Annotated in this window: 15 protein-coding genes and 1 other RNA gene; 9 read left to right on the plus strand and 7 right to left on the minus strand. The window is 39.0% G+C overall.

What is annotated here, in order from left to right; all coding sequences use genetic code 11:
- Nucleotides 1–11 precede the first annotated feature (11 nt).
- From Q0212_RS04595 to Q0212_RS04610, 4 genes are all read left to right on the plus strand, one after another.
- On the plus strand, nt 12–668 hold the full coding sequence (locus Q0212_RS04595) for a TIGR00730 family Rossman fold protein (protein ID WP_297922893.1): 657 nt from the start codon (nt 12–14) through the stop codon (nt 666–668).
- Between the two features lies 1 nt (nt 669).
- Nucleotides 670–1,146, plus strand: a complete 477-nt coding sequence (locus tag Q0212_RS04600; protein ID WP_297922896.1) for a L,D-transpeptidase — start codon at nt 670–672, stop codon at nt 1,144–1,146.
- A 4-nt stretch (nt 1,147–1,150) separates the two neighbouring features.
- Nucleotides 1,151–1,804, plus strand: coding sequence for an HAD family phosphatase (locus Q0212_RS04605; RefSeq protein ID WP_297922899.1), 654 nt, complete (start codon nt 1,151–1,153; stop codon nt 1,802–1,804).
- 105 nt (nt 1,805–1,909) lie between these two features.
- On the plus strand, nt 1,910–2,128 hold the full coding sequence (locus tag Q0212_RS04610) for a hypothetical protein (protein WP_297922902.1): 219 nt from the start codon (nt 1,910–1,912) through the stop codon (nt 2,126–2,128).
- Here the strand turns inward: Q0212_RS04610 and Q0212_RS04615 are convergent.
- The 4 genes from Q0212_RS04615 to Q0212_RS04630 all read right to left on the minus strand — a co-directional run bounded on the left by Q0212_RS04615 (nt 2,125) and on the right by Q0212_RS04630 (nt 3,654).
- A complete protein-coding gene (locus Q0212_RS04615) occupies nt 2,125–2,706 on the minus strand; it encodes a 5-formyltetrahydrofolate cyclo-ligase (protein ID WP_297922904.1) in 582 nt (193 codons plus the stop codon). The genes Q0212_RS04610 and Q0212_RS04615 overlap by 4 nt on opposite strands.
- A 12-nt stretch (nt 2,707–2,718) precedes the next feature.
- A non-coding RNA gene (ssrS, locus tag Q0212_RS04620) (6S RNA) lies at nt 2,719–2,916 on the minus strand.
- 69 nt (nt 2,917–2,985) lie between these two features.
- Nucleotides 2,986–3,279, minus strand: a complete 294-nt coding sequence (locus Q0212_RS04625) for a cell division protein ZapA (protein WP_297922906.1) — start codon at nt 3,277–3,279, stop codon at nt 2,986–2,988.
- Between the two features lie 69 nt (nt 3,280–3,348).
- Nucleotides 3,349–3,654, minus strand: a complete 306-nt coding sequence (locus tag Q0212_RS04630) for a hypothetical protein (RefSeq protein ID WP_297922909.1) — start codon at nt 3,652–3,654, stop codon at nt 3,349–3,351.
- Nucleotides 3,655–3,822: 168 nt separating this feature from the next.
- Between Q0212_RS04630 and Q0212_RS04635 the strand changes: the two genes are divergently transcribed.
- The 4 genes from Q0212_RS04635 (at nt 3,823) to Q0212_RS04650 (ending at nt 7,397) form a co-directional block, all read left to right on the plus strand.
- Complete coding sequence (locus Q0212_RS04635) at nt 3,823–4,404, plus strand: UPF0149 family protein (RefSeq protein ID WP_297922912.1); 582 nt, start codon at nt 3,823–3,825, stop codon at nt 4,402–4,404.
- Between the two features lie 18 nt (nt 4,405–4,422).
- The gene (pepP, locus tag Q0212_RS04640) at nt 4,423–5,742 is read left to right on the plus strand and encodes a Xaa-Pro aminopeptidase (protein ID WP_297922915.1); all 1,320 of its coding nucleotides are present in this window, start codon (nt 4,423–4,425) and stop codon (nt 5,740–5,742) included.
- 2 nt (nt 5,743–5,744) lie between these two features.
- Entirely contained in the window at nt 5,745–6,947 is a 1,203-nt protein-coding gene (locus Q0212_RS04645) for a UbiH/UbiF/VisC/COQ6 family ubiquinone biosynthesis hydroxylase (RefSeq protein ID WP_297922919.1), read from the plus strand.
- Between the two features lie 120 nt (nt 6,948–7,067).
- Nucleotides 7,068–7,397, plus strand: coding sequence for a hypothetical protein (locus Q0212_RS04650; RefSeq protein ID WP_297922921.1), 330 nt, complete (start codon nt 7,068–7,070; stop codon nt 7,395–7,397).
- A 42-nt stretch (nt 7,398–7,439) separates the two neighbouring features.
- Here Q0212_RS04650 and slyD read toward each other — a convergent pair whose 3' ends face one another.
- The 3 genes from slyD to Q0212_RS04665 all read right to left on the minus strand — a co-directional run bounded on the left by slyD (nt 7,440) and on the right by Q0212_RS04665 (nt 10,546).
- The gene (slyD, locus tag Q0212_RS04655; RefSeq protein WP_297922934.1) at nt 7,440–7,925 is read right to left on the minus strand and encodes a peptidylprolyl isomerase; all 486 of its coding nucleotides are present in this window, start codon (nt 7,923–7,925) and stop codon (nt 7,440–7,442) included.
- Between the two features lie 132 nt (nt 7,926–8,057).
- Nucleotides 8,058–9,356 carry an NAD(P)/FAD-dependent oxidoreductase gene (locus Q0212_RS04660; RefSeq protein ID WP_297922923.1) on the minus strand — a complete coding sequence of 433 codons (1,299 nt, stop codon included), beginning with the start codon at nt 9,354–9,356 and terminating at the stop codon, nt 8,058–8,060.
- Nucleotides 9,357–9,607: 251 nt separating this feature from the next.
- Nucleotides 9,608–10,546, minus strand: a complete 939-nt coding sequence (locus tag Q0212_RS04665) for an alpha/beta fold hydrolase (RefSeq protein WP_297922925.1) — start codon at nt 10,544–10,546, stop codon at nt 9,608–9,610.
- Nucleotides 10,547–10,582: 36 nt separating this feature from the next.
- Here Q0212_RS04665 and Q0212_RS04670 point away from each other — a divergent pair, with 36 nt between their 5' ends.
- A complete protein-coding gene (locus Q0212_RS04670; protein ID WP_297922928.1) occupies nt 10,583–12,349 on the plus strand; it encodes a M61 family metallopeptidase in 1,767 nt (588 codons plus the stop codon).
- Nucleotides 12,350–12,736: the final 387 nt, after the last annotated feature.

The raw sequence follows: 12,736 nt of genomic DNA on the forward strand, positions 1-12,736 counted from the left end.
AGAGGTGTTTTATGTTTGATAAAAAAATGCCTGAAGCATGGCGGGTTTTGCGGATTCAATCAGAGTTAGTGGATGGCATAGAGCATTTAGTTAAAATTCAACATGCTGTGAATATTTTTGGTAGTGCCAGATTATCACCCACAGACCCATATTATACCGAAGCCGAAAAATTAGGTTGTTTATTATCCCAAGCAGGTTTAACGGTGATTACAGGTGGTGGGCCGGGTATTATGGAAGCGGCTAATAAAGGCGCTTATCAAAATGGTAGTTTATCTATTGGTTTAAATATTACTTTACCACATGAACAAAAACCTAATCGTTATCAAGATATTAGCCTTAGTTTTAGATATTTTTTTGTACGCAAGTTTATGTTTATGAAACATGCGATTGCTTTTGCGATTTTACCAGGAGGGTTTGGCACGTTAGATGAGCTTTTTGAGGCCTTAACTTTAATTCAAACCCAAAAAAGCGAACCTTTTCCTGTGGTATTAGTTGGTAAAGATTATTGGCAGGGTTTATTAACATGGTTTAAAGACGTGATGTTAGCAAGAGGGTGTATTGATCCTAGTGATATTGAATTGATGACTTTAGTTGATAGTGCTGAAGAGGCTGCTCATATTATTATTGAACATTATCATAAACATATTACTTGTCAGTCGGATACTTAACTTGAACATAGAAATTAATATTGCCACACAACAATTAACCGTATGGCAGCAGCAACAAATAATCGCACAATTTATTATTTCATCCGCCTTAAAGGGGGTAGGTGAAATACAGGGCAGTGAGCAAACCCCACGTGGACAACATATTATTCGTGCAAAGATTGGCCAGAATCAACCAATAAACAGTGTATTTAAAGCGCGTCGACCAACGGGTGAAATTTATAATGCTCAATTAGCCGCACAATTTCCCACACGAGATTGGATTTTAACCCGCATTATGTGGTTATCAGGTTGTGAGTTAGGTAAAAACCGTGGTGGTCAGTGTGATACCATGCGCCGTTATATTTATATTCATGGCACGCCAGATACCGAGCCGATGGGCATTCCCAAATCACATGGCTGTATTAGAATGCGCAATGAAGATATTATCCAACTTTTTGATTTAGTCCCTGTTTATACGCCTGTTATCATTCACGAGTAAGACCATGAATTTAGCCATTTTTGATTTAGACAATACCTTAATTGCTGGGGATTCTGACCACGCATGGGGCGAGTTTTTGGTTGATAACAATTTAGTCGATAGCCAATGGTATAAAGCCCAAAATGATAAGTTTTATGCCGATTATTGTGCAGGTCAATTAAATATTATCGCCTATAGTGAATTTGTCTTTAGCTTTTTAGCACAACATGACACTGCGTATTTACAACAATTACATCAACAATTTATGAGTGAAGTCATTCGTCCGATTATGTTGCCTAAAGCACAAGCTTTAATTGCAAAGCATCGTGCAGCAGGCGATGAATTGTTGATTATTACCGCAACTAATCGTTTTATTACACAAGCAATTGGTGAAGCTTTTGGTATTCCACAAGTATTAGCCACTGAGCCAGAAAAAGTAGATGGGCGTTATACAGGAAAAGTTTTTGGGGTACCTTGTTATAAAGAAGGTAAAATTACCCGTTATCAAGCTTGGTTAGCACAGCAAAATAAACGTTTTGATAAAGTAACTTTTTATTCGGATTCACACAACGATTTACCTTTGTTATCAATCGTTGATGTGCCTGTTGTGGTGGATGCTGATGCTAAATTATTAGCCCATGCCCAAGAGAAAGGTTGGCAGATTTTATCATTGCGTTGATCTTGGCATAAGTGAGGGTGTTGTTCAATTGTTGAACAATATTTCCTGATTGTATGTCTTATGGATGTTATTGTTCAGAGTGCTTAGTTTTTGGACGAGACTATTATGCCTACTGAACGAAACTCGCCATTAGAAGATGATTTTACCATTCATACTCAATTTTATGTTGCGGTACGGCGTGCGACAGGGCGTGTTATTGATCTCGTTTGGTTTAAACAAAATAAAGAATATGCTCGTGCTGTGTTGGATTATGCTGATGCAATCAGTGATCGCGAAGTCAGAGATTTATCTAGACGTTTACGCTTTGCTAAGCGTTTACATTAGCAATTAGTTACCCGAATCAATTGGGAAGGTGTGATAATAGCATCTAAAGGAATATCCCAAGACTGGCTTTGTAATTGTTCTATTTGTTGGCAATCATGAGCTAAACCTAATTTATAAACATGTTTTTTTGGGGAGCGAGCTAAGCTTCGATCGTAAAATCCGCCACCCATGCCTAATCTCTTACCTGTGGCATCAAATCCAACCAAAGGAAGACAAACCAAGTCGAGTTGATAAATAAATAATCTATGCTTAGCCTTTGGCTCTTTAAAACCATAGCGGTGGAGGTGCAGACGACTCGTTTTATAAACACGCACAAAACCTAATTCTTGATTAGGAAATCGTCTGAGTACAGGTAAGTAGCATTGTTTACCATAAGCCCATATTAGATTCATTAAATAATAAGGATTTATTTCACCATCAGTCGCTTGATAAACAGCTATTTTATTGGCGGTTTTAAAGATAGTGAGATGACGAAATTGATTAGCAAGTTGATGTGCCGATTTTTTTTGTTGGTATAACGACAGATTTTTACGTTTTTGACGTAAGGTTTTACGCAGTAGTTGACGTTGATTGGACATAAAAAGTTTAGATAAAGCTCCAAAGTGCCGCTATCCATCTAGACCCTTGAACCCAGAGGTTCAAGGAGGAAATAAGTATGCTTTTTTAGGCTTTCTGAACCAGCGGCCTTGCGGCTTGGCAGACCTGCACACCAAAACAATACGTCATTTCCATAAGAAAAATTTATCGGCTCAGGGGACGCGATAGATTGGCGTACACTCCAGAGATGTGTTCAGTATAACCGACTGAACATAACTTGCAAGTGTACATGATTAGCAGATAAGCAGTTAAAACAAAAATTAGCTATTTTGAGCTAAAGTTTTATCAATCTTACCAGTCAAGATCTGTAATGCTTGACCAATTTTTTGAGCCATATCCGCTTGCTGCTTACTTTGAAATAACTCATGGCAAATATTTAATGCAGCTAAAACCGCAACACGTTCGCTTTCTAAACCACGTGCTGCTTGACGAATTTCTTTCATTTTGCCGTCTAAATACTTGGCAGCCGCTAATAAAGATTCTTGTTCTTCAATAGGCGATTCAATTTTATAGGTTTTATCAAAAATAACGAGGTCAACGTTTTGATTAGACATTTTTCTTTCCTCAACAAGCACAGACAACACAACTAATTCAGCAAATTAGTGCATAATGTTGTCAATAAATTAAGCTTCGGGCGTTTCTAAAGCTTTTAAACGTAAAATAATCGCTTCGACACGCGCACGCGCATGGTCGTTTTTGCGAGATAATTCTTCACGTTCAGCAAGCAGTTTTTGGCGTTCAGTCAGCCAAACATTTTCTTGTTGACGAAGTCTGTCGTTTTCGGTGGTTAAACTCTCAATTTTCGTTTTAACGCTTTGAAACTCACCTAAGGCTTGTTTTAAGCTATTATTTTCGGCACTGAGGGTTTGAACCTTGTTAATTAAGCTGTCAATGCGCGAATTTAACGCGCGTAAGTCTTGTTCTAGCATTTTTTTGTCGCACTACAAGCATTTGGCGGCTAATATAGATTTGATTATTAACCTAGGTCAATGAGGGCTTACGTTTTGTTTAACAAAAATGTTAAACAAGACACTTAAGTTCTCTTTTTAGGGCTGGCAGAATTATTGCGCAGACCTGTTTTATGAGAGATTATTATTATGCATCCAGTTGCTGCTGCTCCAACATTGCAAGAGTTAAAACAATTGTTACAAGACTTGCAATTAACTGCTTCCGCTAGTGAAGTACACGGTTTTGTTACAGGCTTGTTAGCAGCAGGTTTTCGTTTAAATAAACAACAACTGATCAAATTTTTGGAGGCTCATACCGAAACCGACCAAGCCTTTGATGATGCACTAATTGCAAGTTTATGGCAAATGCAATTAGCAACGCTAGAGGCTTTAGGCTCATCTGAGATAATTTTTACACCTTTAGTGCCGAATGACGACTTTACGTTAACCGAAAGAGTCATTGCTTTAAGTGATTGGTGTCAGGGAATGTTGGCTGGTTTTGGTTTGGCTGTACGTGCAGATGATGAGCGTTTAGCCAAAGGCGATATTCAAGAAACCTTACAAGATATTGTCAATATAGTGCATGTGGGTGGTGAGTTTGACAGTGAAACTGAAGAAGACGAACAAGATTACATGGAAGTGTATGAATTTGTTCGCTTGGCAATTATTCATTTATTTGAGGAAATGTCACCACGTGAAGAACATCGACCACAACATGAGCAATTACACTAAAAATTAGGTCTGAACATTATGCACTCTTTATTGCCTAGACAACAATTTACTCAACGTCGTAATGCCTTGATGCAATGGATGGGTGAGGATTCCATCGCCATTTTACCTGCTGCACCGCAACATATTCGCAATCGTGATGCTGATTATAAATATCGCCAAGACAGCGATTTTTATTATTTGTCAGGTTTTCCTGAGCCAGAAGCCGTTTTATGTTTGATTCCTAATCGTCCTTTGGGGGAGGTGGTCTTATTTTGTCGAGAAAAAGACAAAGAAAAAGAAATCTGGGATGGTTATCGGGCAGGTTTAGAGGGGGCAATTGAGCAATATGGTGCTGATGAGTCTTATCCTATTGCCAAATTAGATGAAATTATGCCAACTCTCATGGAAGGCAAAAAGAAGTTATATGTTAATTTGGGTGGGCAAGCTGAATTTGATAATAAAGTCATTGTTTGGTTAAACAGTATTCGTGCTAAAGCTCGTCAAGGGGCAAAAGCACCTGCCGAATTATTGATGCTTAATCATTTATTGCATGAGTTACGTTTATATAAAAGTGCTGAAGAATTAGCAATCATGCGTAAAGCAGCAACGATTAGTGCCAATGCGCATATTCGCGCTATGCAAGCAACAAAAGCAGGTATGTATGAATATGAATTAGAAGCTGAGTTGGTTTATGAGTTTTTGCGTCATGGTTGTTCAGCACCTGCTTACAATACCATTGTTGGTTCTGGTGCAAATGCCTGTATTTTGCATTACATCGAAAATCGTCGCCAAATGCAAAAAGGTGATTTAGTGTTAATTGATGCAGGTGCAGAATTAGATAATTATGCAGCAGATATAACTCGTACATTTCCTGTTTCTGGTCGTTTTTCAGGTGAACAAAAAGCAGTATATGACATCGTTTTGGCCTCACAGTTAGCCGCCATTGATGCTGTTCACCCTGATAATCATTGGGATAAGCCGCACAGTGTTGCAGTTGAAGTGTTGACGCAAGGCTTATTGGATTTGGGTTTGTTAGAAGGCTCATTAGCAGGCAATATTGAACAAGGCACTTATCGTGAGTTTTATATGCACCGAACTGGCCATTGGTTAGGCATGGATGTCCATGACGTGGGTGATTACAAAGTAGCTGACGAATGGCGGCAATTAGAAGCAGGCATGGTCTTAACCGTTGAGCCAGGTTTGTATATTGCGCCTGATAATCAGCGTGTTGCAGCGCGTTGGCGTGGTATTGGTATTCGTATTGAAGATGATGTTTTGGTGACCAAAACAGGCCATGAAGTGTTGACCGATGCTGCTCCTAAATCGGTGATTGATATTGAACAACTGATGAAGGGTTAATTGTGCAAGCAGATATTGTTATTGTTGGCGCAGGCATGGTCGGCAGTTTATTAGCGGCTGCTTTAAAACATCTACCGTTAAAAATTATTATTATTGATAACCAACAGGTAATTGAACCACAAAATTCAGAGCCATACGAACCACGAGTATCCGCCTTAACCCGTGCTAGTGAAAATATGCTCAAAGCCTTGGGTGCATGGTCATTAATAGATAAAAAACGATTTGCACCTTTTACCAGTATGTATGTCCGTGAACAACAAGGACATGGAGAGTTATATTTTCATGCTGATGATTTGGGTGTGAGTCATCTTGGTTGTTTATTAGAGAATCGTTTATTGCAATGGGCGTTAACTGAGCAAGCAATTGCCAGTCCACAAGTCACTTTATTGACACCTGATAAAGTTGTGGCATTAGAAAAAGGTATTCGTTCGTGGTCTGTGACTCTAGCGAGTGGTGCAACAATTGATACGCCATTGGTTGTTGGTGCTGATGGTGCATTTTCAGTTGTCCGTCAGTTGGCTGGTATTGAGATAGATACATGGGATTATCAACAACAAGCGATTGTTTGTTCTGTTAAAACAGAACATCCACATCAAGATTGTGCGCGCCAAAATTTTTTAACTACAGGGCCTTTAGCCTTTTTGCCACTGTCTGATCCACACTTTTGTTCTATTGTTTGGTCGGTACAACAGGATGAAGCACATAATTTAATGGCATTAAGTGATGATCAGTTTTTACAAGCCTTAGAGCGAGCGTTTCCATGTGAATTGGGGCGCATGCTGAGTTGTGATCGTCGTTATAGCTTTCCGTTGGTGGCGCGTCATGCGCAACGTTATTATTTAGATGGGTTAGTGTTGATTGGCGATGCTGCTCATACTATTCATCCTTTAGCAGGACAAGGCGTAAACTTGGGTTTATTAGACGCTGCGGTATTAGCAGAAGAAATAGAACAGGCATTGCAGAAGTCCTTGCCGATTGGCCATTTGCAAGTATTAAGCAAATATAGTCGTCGTCGTCGCTCGCATAATGCCTTAACAATGCATAGTATGACCGCATTAGAACGTACTTATGCTGCACAATGGCCAGCGATGATTGTCGCACGTAATGAAGGCGTACGTTTTGTTAATAAAACGGCTTGGTTAAAAGAATTTTTTGAAAAACAGGCAATGGGACTAACTGGCGACTTACCCTTATTAGCTAAATAATAAACAAATGCACCATAAGTTTCTTGGATAGCGATTTTTAGGCTAGAATTTTTTTGAAAAAAAGGTAAGAATTTCCTGTTATATATTGAGTATTTTCAATCCCCAAAAAAGGAGATGATAATGGCTACGAATGATTATGATGATGAGTTTGATGAAACCGCTGATCCTGTCGATGATGAGCCTGAAGGTGATGCAGATGGTGCGGCAGATGTTGCAAGTGAACCAGCTGAAGGCGAAGAAGGCAGCACTGCAACCAAAGAAAAAGACAGTGATATTATTGCTGTGGCTGAAACATTAACCGTCTCTAGTAAGGAAGCAGAACGTCGGCAACTAGAGGAAGAAATGGAACGTTTCTTGGCAGCAGGTGGAAAGATTCGTCAGATTCCTGCCGAAGAGAGCAATGATCCGCCAAAACGTCCACGCAGTAGTTATGGCTCTAAACCTATATAATTTTAATAAAAAAGCCTCGTTATAACGAGGCTTTTTTATGGCTTAGTGGTGATGACCACCTTCGCCATGAACATGACCATGTTCTAATTCTTCTTTGCTAGCAGCACGAACATCAACCACTTCAACTTCAAAGTGTAAAGTTTGGCCAGCTAAAGGATGGTTGCCGTCAACAGTGATGTCTTCACCTTCAACCGCAGCAACAGTAACGATTTGCATGCCATAGTCTGTTTGAGCATGGAATTGCATACCAGCTTCAATGTTGTCTACACCAGCAAACATACGCTTAGGTACAACTTGTACTAATTCAGCTTGATATTCGCCGTAACCTTCAGCAGGTTCAACAGATACTTTTAATTTGTCGCCAACTTGTTTGCCAACTAAAGCATTTTCTAAACCGGGAATAATGTTTTGTGCGCCGTGTAAATACACTAATGGTGCGCCACCTTCGGAGGTATCAATTACTTGGTCTTCGTCATTGGTTAAGGTGTAGGCAATAGAGACTACATTGTCATTAGAAATTTGCATAATAAAAACCTTTTAGGCACGGAGGCCGTGAGAAGAAAGGGGTATTTGTCTTAACAAATACCGCCCCAAATTTGACCGATGATAATACTGCAATTGCTACATTATGCGTACTAAAAAATGTAGCTTTTATGAATCTTAATGCAGTTTTAGCGTTGGACTTGCATTTTTATTGAGCTGATCTTTTGCCCATAACAACAAAGTTCTAAACCAACCATGTAAGGCATATTGATGCATACGATACAAAGTCACATACATCAAACGGGCAATTTTGCCTTGAACATGAATATTACCCACCAAATTACCCACGCTACTGCCATGACTTAAAGACACTAAAGAACCAAAATCACTGTATTTATAAACAGGTAAGGTTTTATTGTGGATATGAGCGGCTAATGCCTTAACTAAATACGTGGCTTGTTGATGAGCTGTTTGGGCGCGTGGCGGCACAGGACGTTCCATATTGGGCAATGTACAAGACGCACAATCACCAAAGGCAAAAATATTGTTGTCACGGGTGGTTTGTAAGCTCGGTTTAACCACTAATTGATTAATACGATTGGTTTCTAAACCTGCAATGTTTTGTAAAAAGTCAGGAGCTTTAATGCCCGCAGACCATACTTTTAAATCGGCAGGAATACGCTGACCACCTTCGCACTCAACATAATGTGCTTGAATAGAAAGCACTTTCGTTTTAGTTAACACGTTAATACCTTTGGCTTTGAGCTGTGCTTCGGCTTCGGCGGACACTTGTGGTGGTAACACTGGTAAAACCTGATCTGCTGCTTCAATTAAGGTAATTTTGACATTTTGAGGTTGAATATCATCCAAGCCATAACGAGCAAACTCATGGCTAGCATGATGCAATTCGGCAGCAAGCTCCACACCTGTTGCACCTGCACCAATAATTGCTACGTTTAATTCGGGTGGAATAGTACTGTCAGCAGGTAAGGCATGAGCTTGCAAATACATATTTAAAAATTGTTGCTGAAAACGGTCGGCTTGGGGGCGTGAATCTAAGAAAATGCAGTTATCACGGGCACCTTGTGTACCAAAGTCATTAGCCGTTGAGCCAATAGCAACGACTAAGGTATCGTAATTAATTGCACGAGCAGGTGCGACTTCTTCACCTTGTTCACTGATTAATGGTGCAAGCAATACTTTTTTTTGCTCACGGTTAATATCAACCATGCGCCCTAATTGAAAGTCGAAGTGATGTTTGACACTGTGCGCAAAGTAGTTCAACTCATCTTCAAATGAATTGAGCGTACCTGCCGCAACCTCATGCAGCAAAGGTTTCCAAATATGGGTCAAATGGGCATCAATCAAGGTAATTTTCGCTTGTTTGCGTTTACCAAGTTTGTGACCTAATTGTGTTGCTAAACCTAAACCGCCTGCGCCACCTCCAACGATGACAATGTGATGTAATTTGTTCATGGAACATCCTAAAATTAAAAACAATCACAACAAAACAGGCAGCAAAAAGCCCTGTGCTGGTGTGATGGTTCTTTTTATTATTAGGATGAAAACGTAACTGAAAATGAAGCTTAAAAGCTTATGGTGACAATGAAGTCCAAAAATCAACGTCTAAGGTAAAGATAGCAGTATGACGTTTTTTCGCAAGAAAAAATCCGCTAACCTTGTTAAAGCGCGGATTTTACGATGAATGATTTGATTTGGCTAGTAGCTTAGCGAGGTAATTCTGATAGTAACCAAGACAATAAGTCATAACGAACTTCACTAGCATTGCTATCATGCAATATATCGTGACGGCCTTCATGATATATTTTTAAGGTAATTTCGGCTTTACGATATTTTTTATGTGCGTTAGCCAGTTTTTTTACGCCTTTACTGTTATGACCAACAGGATCATCCGAACCTGCAAAGATATAAACAGGTAATTCTTTGGGAATTTTTTTTATGGCAGTAGGGGTATAAATTTCGGATAAAGTTTTTAAGAACTCACGCCAATAGGCGTTAGCCATTCTAAATCCACATAAGGGATCAGCAATATATTTATCAACCCATGCTGGATTGCGTGATAACCAGTCAAACTCGGTACGGGCATTTTTAATCGCCTTGCCAAATTTACCAAAAGCCAAGCCATGAATTAAATCACTACGACCATTTGCCCCTTGACGACAAGTTTCAATTTTTGCTAAACGTGATGCTGCACCTGTAAACCAAGTGGGTAAAAAGTCTGAACCAGCTAATGCTAAGGCTTGCACCGCATGAGGGTGATGTTGTACAAAATGTTGGCTGACAAAAGAACCCATGCTGTGACCAACAATAATGACCGGCGTTTGCTGATAAGTTGCTTTAATCCAATTATGAATTAAAGGCATATCTTCTAGTACGCCTTGCCAGTTTTGAATTTTATCAACATTACCTAATTGTGTGGTTGATAAGCCATGACAACGATGATCGTGTGCTAAAACTGCAAAATGATGTTGATTAAAAAAAGCTGCAACATCATCATAGTTACCACTATGTTCAGCCATACCATGCACAACATGAATCACGCCACGGGGTTGACTAACAGGCCAATGGCGCATTGGAATTTTATGGCCATCGGGTGTGGGTAAATATAATAAAGTCGCTTCTGTACTAAGATGCGGGTTGTTCATTCTTTAATCCAATTATTCTATAAAACGGTAAAATTTATGCACGCAGCGTGTTATTACACTATTTCTACCCAACAGCCAAGTCGTCATTTTTTTCAAGTATCGTTGTTAATTCGCCAACCTGAGCCGACAGGGCAAATTGTTTGGCTGCCAAACTGGATTTTGGGTAGCTATATGATTCGTGACTTTGCGCGACATATTAGCAGTGTAAAGGCTAAAACTGCCAATGGCTTGTTATTAAATGTCAAAAAATTAGCAAAAAATCAATGGCAGGTCGAACAATATACAGGCGGTGATATTACCCTAGAATATGAAGTTTATGCGTGGGATTTATCGGTACGCGGCGCACATTTAGACCAAACACATGGCTATTTTAACGGAACAAGTTTGTTATTGGCTGTTCAAGGCAAAGAAGAGCAGTTACATCAACTACAATTGGTTTTACCTGAGCAAGACAATTGGCGTGTCGCAACCACCTTAGAGCAACTAAAAACTGATGAACGCGGTTTTGGCTTGTATCAAGCGGCTAATTATTTAGAATTGGTCGATCATCCTGTAGAAATGGCTGATTTTACCGAGCTAAGTTTTACTAGCGGCCAAACGCCACATAAAATGGTGATTACGGGCAAACATCGAGCAGACACGCAACGTTTAGCGGATGATTTACAAAAAATTTGCCAAGCAGCAATCAACTTTTGGGGAGATGAACAGCCGCCATTTAGTCAATATTTATTTCAGGTAATGGCGGTGGGTAGTGGTTATGGCGGTTTAGAACATCGAAGCTCCACCAGTTTATTATGTTCGCGAGATGATTTGCCCTTAACCACAGAACCCAAACAAAAACTTGGCGAAAAATACAAAACCTTTTTAGGGTTATGTAGTCATGAATATTTTCATTCTTGGTTGGTTAAGCGTATTCAACCTGATGTTTTAGTAAGCCCTGATTTAAATCAAGAAAATTACACCGAATTATTATGGGTGTTTGAAGGTTTTACCTCTTATTATGATGATTTATTATTAGCACGTGCAGGTATTATTTCTACTCAAGAATATTTAGATTTATTGGCGCAAACCATTACTCGCCATATTAAAACTTTAGGTCGATTTAAACAAACCATCACCGAGTCTAGTTTTGATGCGTGGACAAAATATTATAAACCAGATGAAAATACACCCAATAGTGTGGTTAGTTATTATGTAAAAGGTGCATTAGTTGCCTTGTGTTTAGATTTAAAACTACGGCAATTAAGTCAGCAAAAAATTAGTTTAGATATGCTAATGCGTGAATTATGGTTAAATTATGGCAAAGTTGGTAAAGGAGTGAATAATAATACTGTTCAAGAAATTGCTCAGCGTTTAATTCATCAAGATTTAGCCGAGTTTTTTAATCAGTGTTTATATTCTACAGAAGAATTGCCTTTTGTGATGTTATTGTCAGAACAAGGCATACAGTTAAGTTATAAATACGATAATGGAAAACAACACGCAACTGCTTGTTTGGGTGTACGTGGGCAAATGGCTGATGGTGGTTATCAGTTGCAAAATGTTTGGCATGGCGGTGCAGCAGATATTGCTGGTTTATCGGCTGGAGATTTGATTGTTGCTGTTGATGGCTTAAAGGTAACGACTCAGTTTGAAAAAAATCTTGCTACTTATGCCATAGGTGAGACGGTAACTATACACTTTTTTAGACGTGATGAATTAATGAAGCTTGAGGTTAAATTATTGGCTAGTCAAGCAGAACAATGCCAATTAACAATCAATACAGATTGTAAAGCTCAAATTGAGCAGTGGGTATTGGGTTAGACTATAGGGCTTTTGTAGATTCATATTTAAAAGATGTTTAACGATGGTATGTTGATATGACTGTGAAGTACAAAGTCCTATTCATGATATAATTTGCCATAGCTCCAATTATTTTACTTATTGGTGAGTGTTAGAAACTCATTTAAAGGATATTTAATAAGTAAGAAATCTAAACCCACATAGGGCCTATAGAACTTAGGCTCTAAAGTATAGAGGTGAGTGATGGATAACAATGATTTTTGGCAGGGAAAGTATCCAAACAATATAGCACGACAAATAGATACACAAGCGTATGCAACAATTATCGAGTTATTTAAAGATGCTTGTGTTAAATATGCCAATAAACCAGCATTCTCCAACTTAGGACATACCCTAACTTTTGCTGAT

The sequence above is a fragment of the uncultured Agitococcus sp. genome (genome assembly GCF_937920075.1).
Classification (GTDB): Bacteria; Pseudomonadota; Gammaproteobacteria; order Pseudomonadales; family Moraxellaceae; genus Agitococcus.